Below are 14,396 nucleotides of genomic sequence, written 5' to 3' on the forward strand. Positions count from 1 at the left end.
TCCCTCTTGTTGTGGGGGCGCCCCCTCCACTGTGTTGGGGTTTTTTTTTAATTTAAACAAACCCCCCTGGGCGCCCCCCCCCTGTGTTTGTTTCACGTGAAACATCGACTCCTCTCGACTCAGCTCTGAGCCGCCCACCACTCCTTGAGGGCGGCAACGGCCGCCTCATGCTCCATGGGCCCGTTCTCCAGTCGCAGCTCCAGCAGGAACTTGTACGCCTGGCCGACGGCCGGGCCCGGACGAATGCCCAGCAGCTCCTGAATCTGGTTGCCGTCCAGGTCGGGCCTGATGGCCTCCAGCTCCTCCTGCTCCTGGAGCTGCGCGATGCGCTCCTCCAGCCCGTCGTAGGCGCGAGAGAGGGCACCGGCCTTCTTCTTGTTCCGGGTGGTGCAGTCGGAGCGCGTCAGCTTGTGGAGCCGCGAGAGCAGGGGACCCGCATCACGCACATAGCGACGCACCGCCGAGTCGGTCCACTCGCCCATTCCGTAGCCGTGGAAGCGCAGATGCAGCTCCACCAGGCGGGAGACGTCCTTGATCATGTCGTTGGAGTACTTGAGTGCGGTCATGCGCTTCTTGGTCATCTTCGCGCCGACCACCTCGTGGTGGTGGAAGGAGACGCGACCGTCCTTCTCGAAGCGCCGGGTACGCGGCTTGCCGATGTCGTGGAGCAGGGCCGCCAGCCGCAGCACCAGGTCCGGCCCGTCCTCCTCCAGGTCGATCGCCTGGTCGAGAACCGTCAGGGAGTGCTCGTAGACGTCCTTGTGCCGGTGGTGCTCGTCACTCTCCAGCCGCAGCGCCGGAAGCTCGGGCAGCACATGATCGGCGAGACCGGTGTCGACGAGCAGTCCGAGCCCCTTACGGGGGTGGGCGGAGAGCAGCAGCTTGTTGAGCTCGTCACGGACGCGCTCGGCGGAGACGATCTCGATACGGCCGGCCATCTGGGTCATCGCCGTGACGACCTCGGGCGCCACCTCGAAGTCCAGCTGCGCGGCGAAGCGCGCCGCGCGCATCATGCGCAGAGGGTCGTCGGAGAAGGACTCCTCCGGCGTTCCCGGGGTGCGCAGCACTCGCCCGGAGAGGTCCTCGAGCCCACCGTGCGGGTCGATGAAGTCCTTCGCCGGGAGGGCAACGGCCATGGCGTTGACCGTGAAATCGCGCCGGACGAGGTCCTCCTCGATCGAGTCGCCGTAGGAGACCTCGGGCTTGCGCGAGGTGCGGTCGTACGCCTCCGAGCGGTACGTCGTGACCTCGATCTGGTAGCCACTCTTCTGGCAGCCGACCGTTCCGAAGGCGATCCCGACCTCCCAGACCGCGTCGGCCCAGGGGCGGACGATCTTCAGGACCTCCTCCGGGCGGGCGTCGGTCGTGAAGTCGAGGTCATTGCCGAGCCTGCCGAGCAACGCATCCCGTACCGAGCCGCCGACCAGCGCGAGGCTGAACCCGGCCTCCTGGAAACGGAGCGCGAGGTCGTCGGCGACAGGGGACACACGCAGCAGTTCACTGACCGCGCGGCGTTGCACCTGGCTCAGTGCAGTCGGGGTGTCTTCGTTGGCGTTCGGCACAACAGAAAAGGGTACGTGCCCCGGCCCCCGGCAGCGTCCTGGATTTTCCCCCGTCCTCGGCCGCTTCCCTCCGATCAGCTGGAGCAGTCCCCGGCACTTGGCCACAGCGTGCCTCGTTACCATGCGTGGACACAGCAACCGGGAACCACCGACACCACTGATACGACGAGGACGGGCGAACGCGTGGCCGAGGCGGCAGACAACCAGGGGACCCTTCCCTCACCTGCCCGTCGCTGGCTGCGGCGCGCGGCCTCCCTGGTCATCGGAGCGCCGCTTCTGGCCGGACTCCTGCCGGGCCCCGCCGCGCCTCCGGCGACGGCCGCCGACGAGGTGGCCGGGTCCAGGACGGTCAGTGTGTCCCTCGACACGCTCACTCCGACCGCCCCTCTGGAGAGCGACACCCTCACGATCTCCGGCACGGTGACGAACCAGAGCAAGCAAGCCGTCACCGATGCCACGGTGGACCTCCGTGTCGGCCCCCGCATGACGAGCCGAAGCGAGATCGACCAGATTTCCGGTCGGACCGGCTTCCGGCCGGGCAGCGATCCGGCTGCGCTCAGCGGCGCCCATACCGTCAAGATCCCGCTGCTGGCGGCCGGCCTCAGCAAGGAGTTCACCCTCTCCGTCCCGGTCTCCAAGCTGGGACTCGAGGACGCGGGCGTCTACCAGCTGGGCGTCTCCCTCTCGGGGCGGACGGTCACGCAGCCCGGCGGGCGGGTCCTCGGCATCGAGCGGACCTTCCTGCCCTACCAGCCCGAAGCCACGGAGAAGAAGACGCAGCTCACCGCTCTCTGGCCACTCGTCTCCTCGGCCCATGTATCGGCGGAGACCGGATCCGACGATCAGCAGACGCCGGTCTTCGAGAACGACGAGCTGGCGGCCGAGCTCGCCCCGGGCGGACGCCTGGAGCAGATGGTCGCGCTGGGCAAGGACCTTCCGGTCACCTGGGTGATCGATCCGGACCTGCTCGCCACCGTCGATGCCATGACCGGCAGCTACCGCGTCAAGGCGGGCACGGACACCGTGCCGGGGAACAACCAGGCGGTCGCCGAGCGGTGGCTGGACTCGCTGGAGAAGGCGGTGGCGGACAGCAAGGTCGTCGCCCTGCCGTTCGCCGACCCGGACATCGCCTCCCTGGCGCACCGCGGGAAGGACGTCCCCGGATCGCTGAGCCATCTCCAGCTGGCGACGGAGCTGGCCGCGAGGACCGTGGAGACCACGCTCCATGTGACACCGTCCACCGACTTCTCCTGGCCGGTCGACGGAGCCGTCGACCCCTCGATCATGGATGTGGCGACCTCGGCCGGCGCCCACAAGGTGATCGCCCGCAGCGACAGCTTCCAGGACGATCTTCCCTACACCCCCACGGCCGCGCGGCCCATCGGCGGCGGCACCACCGCCATCGTCAGCGACGCCTATCTCTCGACGGCGTTCGAGGGCGACATGGTCCGCACGGGCAGCTCCACGCTCGCCGTCCAGGAGTTCCTGGCCCAGTCGCTGGCCGTCACCCTGGAGCAGCCCGACCAGCAGCGCAGCGTCGTGGTCGCCCCGCAGCGGATGCTGACGACTGCCCAGGCACAGAGCATGGCGACCGCGCTGCACGGGCTGGCCGCCCAACGCTGGACGCAGCCGCTCGATCTGATCGCCGCCGCCGCGGCGAAGCCGGACCCGGACGCCACGACCAAGGTGCCCAGCGCCTCCCGTTATCCGCAGGAGCTGCGCAAGCGGGAACTGCCGGCGGAGGCATTCCGGGACATGAAGGCCACCCGCGAGGAGCTGGACGATTTCAAGGTCATCCTGACCCAGCCGGATCGGGTGGTGACTCCCTTCGGCAACGCGATCAGCCGTGAGATGTCCACGTCCTGGCGAGGCCAGGGCCCCTCGGCCTCGCTGTACCGGATCGGCGTACTGAACTATCTGCGAGGCCTCACCAAAGAGGTCGAACTGATCGACAAGTCCGATCTCATGCTCTCCGGGCGCAGCGCCACCATCCCGGTGACCGTCCAGAACAGGCTGCTCCAGGGCGTGGACCACCTGGTGCTGCGGCTGACCCCCGGTAACAAGACCCGTCTGCAGCTCAACGGCGGTGTCGCCGTCGCCGAACGTCCGGTCAAGATCAACGGCGGGCACAGCCAGTCGGTGAAGTTCACCGCCTCGGCCAACGCCAACGGACCGGTCCCCATGACGGCCCAGCTCTTCACCGAGGACGGCAAGCCTTACGGTGAGCCGATGACCTTCACCGTGAAGGTCTCCGAGATCACGTCGACCGTGATGCTCGTCCTCGCCGGCGGTGTGCTTCTGCTCGTCCTCGCCGGCGTACGGATGTACACCCAGCGCAAGCGCGCGGCGGCCAGAAGCGCCGAAGCGGAGGCCGCGGAGGACGACGATCCCGAGCAGCCGAGTGACCCGACACCGGACACCGGTCCCGAAAGCGGCAACCCGTCGGGCGTGAGTGAGAAAGTGGACCGTTGAGCGATGTCGTGGCCGGTCGGCCGGGGACGATGAGGTGGGGTAACCATGAACGCGCCGTACGACGGTGACCGCGGCCAGGGCGCGGGCGGCACCGAGCCGTCCGGTGGAACGCCCCCGGCGTCCACGGGCCCCGGCCAGGCGCCGGTTCCGCCGCAGGCCGCTCCTGACCCCTACGCGCTGAACCAGCCCGTCCGGGATCAGCAGAGACAGGATCAGCACGGACAGGATCAGCTCCCCCAGGACCCCTATGTCCAGGAGGCCTATGCCCACGATCCCTACCGGGCACAGGACCTGTCCGCGCAGGACCCGGTGACCGAAGCGCTCTACGACCGCGCGGCGCACCCACCGCCGCCGCCGGGGACCTACCAGGAGCCTCAGCCGCTCTACCAGCAGCCGGCCGCACCCCCGCACGCCCCTGACCCGCGGGTCTGGGCGCAGACACCCGCGCCCGAGCCCGACGGCCCATCGCGCCATCTGCCCTACGGCGACGACGCCCGCACGGTCCAGTTCACCGGCGTGGACGACCTGGTAACCAGGGCCGGCGACGAGCAGCCCGAGCCGGACGCCTTCGCTCACCTCTTCCGGGACCAGCAGACCCCCGGACAGGTGCCTCCGCCCGCTCCGGAGCCGAATCCGATGCCCGCCCCCGCCCCGAAGAAGACCGGCCGCGCCTCCGGGCTGCTGAAGTCGAGCGCGGTGATGGCTGCCGGCACCCTGGTGTCCCGTCTCACCGGCTTCGTCCGCAGCCTGGTGATCACCGGCGCCCTCGGTGCCGCCCTGCTCGGTGACACCTTCACCGTCGCGTACACCCTGCCGACGATGATCTACATCCTCACCATCGGCGGCGGCCTCAACTCGGTGTTCGTGCCGCAGCTGGTCCGCTCGATGAAGAACGACGAGGACGGCGGCGAGGCGTACGCCAACCGCCTGCTGACCCTGGTCATGGTGGCCCTGGGCGCGATCGTCGCGATCGCCGTCTTCGCGGCACCCCTGCTGATCCGGCTGATGTCCAACACCATCGCCGACGACGCCGCGGCCAACAGCGTCGCCGTGACCTTCGCCCGCTACTGCCTGCCCACCATCTTCTTCATGGGCGTGCACGTGGTCATGGGTCAGATCCTCAACGCCAGGGGCAGGTTCGGGGCGATGATGTGGACCCCGGTCCTCAACAACATCGTCATGATCGTCACGTTCGGCCTGTTCATCTGGGTCTACGGCACCTCGGCCGAGTCCCAGATGGGGGTGCAGACCATTCCCGACGACGGCGTCCGCCTGCTCGGCATCGGCACCCTGCTCGGCCTGGTCGTCCAGGCCCTGGCGATGATCCCCTACCTCCGGGAAGCGGGCTTCCGATTCCGGCCCCGCTTCGACTGGAAGGGCCACGGCCTCGGCAAGACGGTCAAACTCGCCAAGTGGACCGTGCTGTTCGTCCTCGCCAACCAGGCCGGCGTTCTGGTCGTCACTCAGCTCGCCACCGCGGCCGGTGAGGAGTCCGGCAGGAGCGGCGCGGGCTTCCTCGCGTACTCCAACGCCCAGCTGATCTGGGGCATGCCGCAGGCCATCATCACCGTCTCCGTCATGGCCGCCCTTCTGCCCCGCATCTCCCGCGCGGCCCACGACGACGACCCCGGCGCCGTCCGGGACGACATCTCGCAGGGGCTGCGGAACTCCGCCGTCGCGATCGTCCCGGTCTCCTTCGCCTTCCTGGCCCTCGGCGTCCCGATGTGCACCCTGCTGTACGCCTCCAGCGGCCTCCAGGCCGCCCAGGGCATGGGCTTCATCCTGATGGCCTTCGGCCTCGGACTCATCCCGTACTCGGTCCAGTACGTCGTCCTCCGCGGCTTCTACGCCTACGAGGACACCCGGACGCCGTTCTACAACACGGTCATCGTCGCCGCCGTCAACGCGGCGGCCTCGGCCGCCTGTTACTTCGTACTGCCGGCCCAGTGGGCCGTCGTCGGCATGGCCGCCTCGTACGGTCTCGCCTACGCCGTCGGTGTCGGCGTCGCCTGGCGCCGACTGCGCAACCGGCTGGGCGGTGACCTGGACGGCGCCCATGTGATGCGGACCTACGCTCGGCTCTGTCTGGCCTCGCTGCCCGCGGCGATCGTGGCCGGGGCGGTCGGCTTCGGCCTTCTGAAGGCCCTGGGCGAAGGGGCTCTCGGCTCCCTCGTGGCCCTGACCGTCGGCGGTGTCGTCCTGCTCGGCGTCTTCTTCGTAGCGGCCAAGCGCATGCGGATCGAGGAGCTGAACTCCATGGTCGGTATGGTCCGTGGGCGCCTCGGACGGTAGGACACCGTCCCGCACAACCATCGTCGGCCGCCGTGTGTCGTGCATAGCGGCCGACTGTGGGCACAATTGGCTTGGCTGTTGGATGTGGCGCAACGGATGGGGAGGCAGGAACGACGGTGGCGGAACGTAGCACGGCTGCCGTCGACGTGGCCGACAACAGCGGTGACGACCCGCTGACCGCCAAGGCGGGCAAGGCCGCGACCGACGGGGTGGCGAAAGCGCAGGACAAGGCGGAGAAGTCCGCCGACGACGCGGACAACGAGGCCGACAACCGGCAGAACGGCGAACCCCCCTCCATCGAGACACCCGAGCTGCACAGCGGGCACAAACTGGCCAGGCGCTACCGCCTCGAGGAGTGCGTCACCCGTCTGGACGGTTTCAGCAGTTGGCGAGCCGTCGACGAGAAACTGCGCCGGGCGGTCGGCGTCCATCTCCTGCCCGCGGACCACCCCCGGGCCCGTTCGGTGCTCGCCGCCGCCCGCTCCGCGGCGCTGCTCGGCGACCCCCGCTTCGTCCAGGTCCTCGACGCGGTCGAGGAGAACGACCTCGTGTACGTGGTGCACGAGTGGCTCCCCGACTCCACGGAGCTCACGACGCTGCTCGCGTCGGGGCCGTTGGAACCGCACGACGCCTACCAGCTCGTCAGCCAGGTCTCCCAGGCCATGGCAGCCGCCCACCGCGAGGGACTGGCCCACCTTCGTCTCACCCCGAGCGCCGTACTGCGCAGCTCCACCGGCCAGTACCGGATCCGTGGTCTCGCCGTGAACGCCGCACTCCGCGGCATCAGCGCCGAGCGCCCCCAGCGCACCGACACCGAGGCGATCGGGGCCCTGCTGTACGCGGCCCTGACCCAGCGCTGGCCGTACGACAGTGACGCCTACGGCCTCTCCGGCCTTCCCAAGGGCGTGGGGCTGCTGGCTCCCGACCAGGTACGGGCCGGGGTCCACCGCGGTCTGTCCGAGATCGCCATGCGCGCCCTGGTCAACGACGGCGCCACCGCCTCACGCCAAGAGCCTCCCTGCACCACCCCGGACGAACTCGCCAAGGCCGTGGCGGCGATGCCTCGCATCCGCCCGCCGGAGCCAGAGTTCCCCACACCGCCCGACTACCAGCGCACCACTTATCAGCAGGGCACGTACGGCCGGCCGCAGCAGCGCCCGGGCGCGGCCACCCAGCCCGTGGTCGTCCCGCCGGCGCCCCTGGAGACCCGTACCGGGCGGGCCCTGAAGTGGGCCGTCTCCGCGCTGCTCATCGCCGCCCTGGGACTGGGCAGCTGGCAGATCGCCGACCGGCTGCTGGACCAGCGGAACAAGGACACCGAGACCCCGCAGAACACGCAGCCGCAGAACACCGACGACGAGAAGGAGAAGGTGGCGACGGGCAAGCCGATCGCGATCATCGGTGCCCGCGACTTCGACCCGCTCGGTTCCGGCTCCGAGAAGCCACAAGGCATAAAGAACGCCTACGACGGCGACCCGAGCAGTTTCTGGAACACCGACGGGTACTACAGCGCCGACTTCGGTCGGCTCAAGGAAGGCGTGGGCCTCATCCTCGACCTGGGCAAGGCCCAGCAGGTCGGCTCGGTCGAGATCGCCTTCCTCGGAGACACCTCCGTGCAACTGCGGACCGCCCCGGCGGACGCCTCGGCCGAGCCGACGTCTCCGGGCGGCTTCGCCACCCAGGCGTCCGGCTCCGGCACGAAGGTGTCGCTGAAGCCCACGAAGCCTGTGACGACGCGCTACGTTCTGGTCTGGCTGACCGAGCTGCCCGCCAGTAACGAGGGCGACTTCCGGGGCAAGGTCACGGATATCAAGATCACCAGCTGACGGCCGAAGGGAGGGGGGTCACCGTTGGACGATGCGATACACGGCGACATCAGCGACCAGGAACTCCTGACGCGCCATGTAGCCGGTGACCCGGATGCCTTCGGTGAGCTCGTGCGGCGCCACCGCGATCGGCTGTGGGCAGTGGCGCTGCGGACGCTGGGGGACCGCGAGGAGGCGGCTGACGCCGTCCAGGACGCCCTCGTCTCCGCCTTCCGCGCCGCCCATACCTTCCGCGGCCAGTCGGCCGTCACCACCTGGCTCCACCGCATCACGGTGAACGCCTGCCTCGACCGGGCCCGCAAGACCGCCTCCCGTAAGACGTCCCCCATGGACGACACCGCGCGCTTCGAGCAGCTCCTCGAACCGGTCGAGTCGGCCGAGGCGCCCGCCGAACGCCAAGATCTCCATCGCGAACTGCTGGCCGCGTTGGCCAAGCTCCCCGGGGACCAGCGGGCCGCTCTCGTCCTCGTCGACATGCAGGGCTACCCGGTGGCCGAGGCCGCCCGCATCCTGGATGTGCCCACCGGGACGGTGAAGAGCCGCTGTGCGCGAGGACGTGCCCGATTGCTGCCGATGCTCATCCATCTGCGCGCCGATACGGGGGGTAACGAGGCCTCCGACCGGGGAAGGAACCGGACGCCGGGGACATCCGTCCCACCGGTGTCGGGGCCAACGGATAACGGATCGAATGGTCCGGCTGCTGTGAAGGGCGGAGGTGGGCGCACGTGACTTCCACGACCGGCAGGGCCGACACAACACAGCACCCGGACGTCTCGGAGATCTCCGACCTCACGGAGGGGCTGCTTTCTCCGTCTCGCACCGCAGCCGTACGACGTCATGTCGACGGCTGCTCCTTGTGCGCGGATGTGCGGTCCTCCCTGGAAGAGATCCGGGGGCTGCTGGGGACGTTGCCGGGCCCACCGCGCATGCCCGCCGAGATCGCAGGCCGCATCGACGCCGCTCTGGCAGCGGAAGCGCTGCTCCATGCCACCACGCCTGAGGCGGACGCTCATGTTTCACGTGAAACAGCGACCGCCCATCGAGACACTCGCCCGTCCACCGCTCCCAAGCCCGCCGTGGACCGGCCCGCCGGCCGCTCTCGCGCCGCCACCGGCCCCGGCCGTCCCGCCAAGGCCCACCGGCGCCGCGTCGCGGCCCTCGGCGCCGCCTTCGGGGCCGCCGCTCTGGGGCTCAGCCTGTTCTTCGTCCAAGGCGGCATCCAGACCCTCGGCAGCGACTCGGGGGAGAAGAAGAGCGACACGGCGGTCAGCGGTGCCGCCACGACCCGCTTCGAGGGCGAGACGGTCGAAGCCCGGGTCCAGGCCCTCCTGCACCAGGACGCGCCTCTCAAGGCGCCCAAGGAGAGCAGTCCCGAGTCGATGTCCGCCGAAGGGGGCGACACCCCGAACCGCAGCATCGCCGAGGTGCTGCCCGCATGCGTCAAGGCAGGTACCGACCGCCCCGACGGGGTCATCGCCTTCCAGAGGGGCGACTACGAGGGTCGGCCCGCCTATCTCCTCGTCCTGCCGCATCCCACCGAACGCTCCCAGGTGCAGGCCTATGTAGTGGACGCCTCCTGCGCGGACGGCGGAGGAAAGGGGAAGGCCGAGGTTCTGCTGACGCAGTCCTACCCTCGCTCCTGACCCCGCTGCCGTGCCGCGCGGCGTTCTCGGGAATGCACGCCCCGTAGGATCCGTTGGGTGGGGTGAGAGTCATCGACCCGACCGCACAGTAGGCAGTAGGCAGTCTGCAGAGACGAGGAAGAAACCCGTGAGCGACGTCCGTAACGTGATCATCATCGGCTCCGGGCCCGCGGGTTACACCGCTGCGCTCTACACAGCGCGAGCGTCACTGAAGCCGCTGGTCTTCGAGGGGGCAGTCACCGCTGGTGGCGCCCTGATGAACACGACCGACGTGGAGAACTTCCCCGGCTTCCGTGACGGCATCATGGGCCCTGACCTGATGGACAACATGCGCGCCCAGGCCGAGCGTTTCGGCGCCGAGCTGGTTCCGGACGATGTCGTCGCCGTGGACCTGACGGGTGCCATCAAAACCGTCACGGACACCGCCGGCACCGTGCACCGCGCCAAGGCCGTCATCGTCACGACCGGCTCCCAGCACCGCAAGCTCGGTCTCCCCAACGAGGACACGCTCTCCGGCCGCGGTGTCTCCTGGTGCGCCACCTGCGACGGGTTCTTCTTCAAGGACCAGGACATCGCCGTCGTCGGCGGCGGCGACACGGCGATGGAGGAGGCCACGTTCCTCTCCCGCTTCGCCAAGTCGGTCACCATCGTCCATCGTCGTGACACCCTGCGTGCCTCGAAGGCGATGCAGGAACGCGCCTTCGCCGACCCGAAGATCAAGTTCGCGTGGGACAGCGAGGTCGCCGAGATCCACGGTGACCAGAAGCTCACCGGCCTGACGCTGCGGAACACCAAGACGGGCGAGACCAGCGAGCTCCCCGTCACCGGTCTCTTCATCGCCGTGGGCCACGACCCGCGCACCGAGCTCTTCAAGGGTCAGCTCGAGCTGGATGACGAGGGCTACCTCAAGGTCGACGCTCCCTCGACGCGGACGAACCTTCCCGGCGTCTTCGGCGCCGGCGACGTGGTCGACCACACCTACCGTCAGGCGATCACCGCCGCCGGCACCGGCTGCTCCTCGGCTCTCGATGCCGAGCGGTTCCTGGCTGCTCTCGCCGACAACGACAAGCTCGCCGAGCCGGAGAAGACCCCCGCGGTCTGACCCACCCGGCATTTCTCACCCCACACCCCGCGAAGTTTAGGAGGCCGCCGTGGCCGGCGCCCTGAAGAACGTGACCGACGCTTCCTTCGAGGACGACGTCCTCAAGAGCGACAAGCCCGTCCTGGTGGACTTCTGGGCCGCCTGGTGCGGTCCGTGCCGCCAGATCGCTCCGTCGCTCGAGGCCATCGCCGCCGAGCACGGTGAGATCGAGGTCGTGAAGCTGAACATCGACGAGAACCCGGCCACGGCTGCCAAGTACGGCGTCATGTCGATCCCGACGCTGAACGTGTACCAGAACGGTGAGGTCGTGAAGACCATCGTCGGCGCCAAGCCGAAGGCCGCGATCCTTCGCGACCTCGAGGGCTTCGTCTCCGACGAGGTCGCCAAGGGCTGACCAGCCTGCGCCATGTTTCACGTGAAACAGCGACGGCCCGCCCCTGACGGGGCGGGCCGTCGTCGTACGGGCTCATGCAAGGTCGGCTGCCGGGGCTCGCGTGAGGGTTAGAGAGGCCGAAGGGCCGGCTCCTTCTGCACCGCGCCGAGGAGTCGGTCCAGCGCCAGCTCCACGTCCTCCTTCCAGGAGAGAGTGGTTCTGAGTTCGAGCCTCAGCCGAGGATGGGCGGGGTGAGGCCGGACGGTTTTGAACCCCACCGCCAGCAGATGCTCCGCCGGCAGCACACAGGCGGGTTCCTTCCACCGAGCGTCGCCGAACGCCTCGATCGCCTTGAAGCCACGCCGCAGCAGATCCTTTGCAACGGTCTGCACCATCGTCCGGCCCAGCCCCTGCCCCTGGTACCCCGGCATGATCCAGGCCGTCATCAGCTGCACGGCGTCCGCGGAGACCGGACTGGTGGGGAAGGCCATGGAGCGGGGCACATAGGCCGGGGGCGCATAGAGAACGAAGCCGACGGGCACCTCGTCGACATAGACGACCCGACCGCAGGATCCCCATTCCAGGAGCACGGCGGAGATCCATGCCTCCTTCTCCAGCTCTGGTCGTCCTGCCTTCACCGCGGCCTCGCCACTGACCGGGTCGAGCTCCCAGAAGACACAGGAGCGACACCGTTTGGGGAGGTCCGGAAGGTTGTCCAGCGTGAGCGGTACAAGCCGACGCCCCACGGCTCTTCCTCGCTTCCCTCGGCCTACGCAGCACGGATACGCCCTTCCAGAATCGTATCGATGGGGCGATCAGGGCGATACCGTCCACAGCCAAAGGGCGGGCCGTGTCCCGGTCTTCACCGGATCACGGCCCGCCCTGGGGACAGGCTGCTGGGCGGGTCAGCCCTCGTCGTCGTCCTCACCCTGCTCGGCGTTGCCGAGGTCCATGACGCGCCCCTCTCCGGGCGCCAGCGTCGCGAGGATCCGATCGAGATCCTCCACCGAGGCGAACTCGACGACGATCTTGCCCTTCTTCTGGCCAAGGTCGACCTTCACCCGGGTCTCGAAGCGATCCGAGAGCCGGGAGGCCAGGTCAGTGAGCGCCGGAGAGACACGAGCCCCCGCACGCGGCCCCTTCGGCTTGGTGGTGGAGGTGGGCTCCGAGCCCATCAGCGTGACGATCTCCTCGACCGCACGCACCGAAAGCCCTTCCGCCACGATCCGGTACGCCAGCTTGTCCTGGGTCTCCGGGTCGTCCACGGAGAGCAGGGCGCGGGCATGTCCGGCCGACAGAACACCGGCAGCGACCCGACGCTGCACCGGGGGCGAGAGCCGCAGCAGACGCAGCGTGTTGGAGACCTGGGGGCGTGAACGCCCGATCCGATCGGCCAGCTGGTCATGGGTGCAGTTGAAGTCCTTGAGCAGCTGGTCGTAGGCGGCCGCCTCTTCCAGCGGGTTCAACTGAGCCCGGTGCAGGTTCTCCAGGAGAGCATCCAGCAGAAGCTTCTCGTCGTCCGTGGCGCGAACGATCGCGGGGATACGCTCCAGACCCGCCTCACGACAGGCCCTCCAACGGCGCTCACCCATGATGAGTTCATAACGCTCGGGACCCAACTGCCTTACGACGACGGGCTGCAGCAGGCCGACCTCCTTGATGGAGGTCACCAGCTCCGCCAGCGCGTCCTCGTCGAAGACCTCACGAGGCTGGCGCGGGTTGGGCGTGATGAACTCCAGCGGCAGCTCGGCGAAGTGCGCCCCGGCGGGGGAGTCCAGCTCCGCAACCGGCTCTGCTTCGGCCGCCGGCACGGGGACCGGCACTGCGGCGTCGGGGGACTGCGGGCTCTGCGGAAGGGCTGCCACCTTCGCCGCAGCCACGCCTCGATCCGACGACAGTGCCGGAATGGCACCGGGCGAGGTCGATCCCGACCCCATGCCGACGGCCGGCGCCTGCCGCTCCTGGGGAGCAGCAGGGATCAGCGCACCGAGCCCACGCCCCAATCCCCTACGTCGCTCACTCACTGAATCCCCTCCGACATGCTTCGCTGGCTGTTCTGCTGACCCACATGGGCGTTCTGGGCGTCGTAGTGGATACCGACTCCGCGAAACGCGATCTCGCGGGCCGCCTCGAGATACGACAGTGAACCACTGGAGCCCGGGTCGTACGTCAGTACGGTCTGTCCGTAGCTCGGCGCCTCCGAGATCCGTACGGACCTCGGAATGCTGGTCCGCAGCACCTCTTCGCCGAAGTGACTGCGCACCTCGTCGGCGACCTGGGACGCGAGCCTCGTCCGGCCGTCGTACATGGTGAGCAGAATCGTCGAGACATGGAGCGTGGGGTTGAGGTGCCCCCGCACCAGTTCGACATTCCGCAGGAGCTGGCCCAAGCCCTCCAGCGCGTAGTACTCGCACTGGATCGGGATCAGCACCTCGGCCCCCGCCACCATGGCGTTGACCGTGAGCAGACCAAGGGAGGGCGGGCAGTCGATCAGGATGTAGTCCAGCGGCTGCTCGTACGCCTGGATCGCTCGCTGGAGCCGGCTCTCACGCGCCACCAACGACACCAGCTCGATCTCCGCACCGGCGAGATCGATGGTGGCAGGGGCGCAGAAGAGGCCTTCGACATCCTGGACGGGCTGCACGACGTCGGAGAGCGGCTTGCTCTCCACCAGAACGTCATAGATCGAGGGGACGTCGGCATGGTGGTCGATGCCCAGTGCCGTCGAGGCGTTGCCCTGGGGGTCGAGGTCGATCACCAGGACCCGCGCGCCGTGCAGCGCCAGGGAAGCGGCAAGGTTGACCGTCGTGGTCGTCTTGCCTACTCCGCCCTTCTGGTTGGCGACCACCATCACGCGGGTCTGGGGAGGCCGGGGCAGGCCCTCGCCGGCACGACCCAGCGCCTCTACTGCCAGCTGGGCAGCACGACCAATGGGGGTGTCGTCCATCGGGGGCGGTGTTTCACGTGAAACATCCTCCCCCACCGATTCGGTTCGGGGACCGGGGACCGGATCGGTCATCGGTCCCGCGATGTTGGCGTTGGACCGCAAGGATTCACTCTCCTCGGCTTCAGGCTCGCGATGAACAGAGCGTGCCATGCTTTCGGGGTCGTGAACCAGCGAGGCCC

Annotated in this window: 11 protein-coding genes; 7 read left to right on the forward strand and 4 right to left on the reverse strand. The window is 68.9% G+C overall.

Going from position 1 to position 14,396, the window contains the following annotated elements:
- Positions 1-119 precede the first annotated feature (119 nt).
- The gene (locus tag ACWDX6_RS06770) at positions 120-1,562 is read right to left on the reverse strand and encodes a CCA tRNA nucleotidyltransferase (RefSeq protein ID WP_451483870.1); all 1,443 of its coding nucleotides are present in this window, start codon (positions 1,560-1,562) and stop codon (positions 120-122) included.
- 183 nt (positions 1,563-1,745) lie between these two features.
- Between ACWDX6_RS06770 and ACWDX6_RS06775 the strand changes: the two genes are divergently transcribed.
- The 7 genes from ACWDX6_RS06775 to trxA all read left to right on the forward strand — a co-directional run bounded on the left by ACWDX6_RS06775 (position 1,746) and on the right by trxA (position 11,291).
- Complete coding sequence (locus tag ACWDX6_RS06775) at positions 1,746-4,034, forward strand: DUF6049 family protein (protein WP_451483871.1); 2,289 nt, start codon at positions 1,746-1,748, stop codon at positions 4,032-4,034.
- A 45-nt stretch (positions 4,035-4,079) separates the two neighbouring features.
- Positions 4,080-6,326, forward strand: a complete 2,247-nt coding sequence (gene murJ, locus ACWDX6_RS06780; protein WP_451483872.1) for a murein biosynthesis integral membrane protein MurJ — start codon at positions 4,080-4,082, stop codon at positions 6,324-6,326.
- Between the two features lie 116 nt (positions 6,327-6,442).
- Positions 6,443-8,152, forward strand: coding sequence for a protein kinase family protein (locus tag ACWDX6_RS06785; protein ID WP_451483873.1), 1,710 nt, complete (start codon positions 6,443-6,445; stop codon positions 8,150-8,152).
- Positions 8,153-8,176: 24 nt separating this feature from the next.
- Positions 8,177-8,881 carry an RNA polymerase sigma factor SigM gene (gene sigM / locus ACWDX6_RS06790; protein WP_451483874.1) on the forward strand — a complete coding sequence of 235 codons (705 nt, stop codon included), beginning with the start codon at positions 8,177-8,179 and terminating at the stop codon, positions 8,879-8,881.
- Positions 8,882-9,228: 347 nt separating this feature from the next.
- A complete protein-coding gene (locus ACWDX6_RS06795) occupies positions 9,229-9,795 on the forward strand; it encodes a hypothetical protein (protein WP_451483875.1) in 567 nt (188 codons plus the stop codon).
- Positions 9,796-9,922: 127 nt separating this feature from the next.
- Complete coding sequence (gene trxB, locus ACWDX6_RS06800; protein ID WP_451483876.1) at positions 9,923-10,897, forward strand: thioredoxin-disulfide reductase; 975 nt, start codon at positions 9,923-9,925, stop codon at positions 10,895-10,897.
- Between the two features lie 49 nt (positions 10,898-10,946).
- The gene (gene trxA / locus ACWDX6_RS06805; RefSeq protein WP_356887253.1) at positions 10,947-11,291 is read left to right on the forward strand and encodes a thioredoxin; all 345 of its coding nucleotides are present in this window, start codon (positions 10,947-10,949) and stop codon (positions 11,289-11,291) included.
- A 107-nt stretch (positions 11,292-11,398) separates the two neighbouring features.
- Here trxA and ACWDX6_RS06810 read toward each other — a convergent pair whose 3' ends face one another.
- The 3 genes from ACWDX6_RS06810 to ACWDX6_RS06820 all read right to left on the reverse strand — a co-directional run bounded on the left by ACWDX6_RS06810 (position 11,399) and on the right by ACWDX6_RS06820 (position 14,367).
- Positions 11,399-12,016, reverse strand: coding sequence for a GNAT family N-acetyltransferase (locus ACWDX6_RS06810; protein WP_356887251.1), 618 nt, complete (start codon positions 12,014-12,016; stop codon positions 11,399-11,401).
- 159 nt (positions 12,017-12,175) lie between these two features.
- Complete coding sequence (locus tag ACWDX6_RS06815) at positions 12,176-13,294, reverse strand: ParB/RepB/Spo0J family partition protein (RefSeq protein ID WP_451483877.1); 1,119 nt, start codon at positions 13,292-13,294, stop codon at positions 12,176-12,178.
- Positions 13,291-14,367, reverse strand: a complete 1,077-nt coding sequence (locus tag ACWDX6_RS06820; RefSeq protein ID WP_403292738.1) for an AAA family ATPase — start codon at positions 14,365-14,367, stop codon at positions 13,291-13,293. The genes ACWDX6_RS06815 and ACWDX6_RS06820 overlap by 4 nt, the downstream gene beginning before the upstream one ends.
- Positions 14,368-14,396: the final 29 nt, after the last annotated feature.

It is taken from the genome of Streptomyces sp. NPDC003027, from assembly GCF_053591435.1.

Bases quoted from the DNA above. Each gene is read 5' to 3' on its own strand.
- murJ (WP_451483872.1), top strand. From the start codon at position 4,080: ATGAACGCGCCGTACGACGGTGACCGCGGCCAGGGCGCGGGCGGCACC.
- ACWDX6_RS06820 (WP_403292738.1), bottom strand. From the start codon at position 14,367: ATGGCACGCTCTGTTCATCGCGAGCCTGAAGCCGAGGAGAGTGAATCC.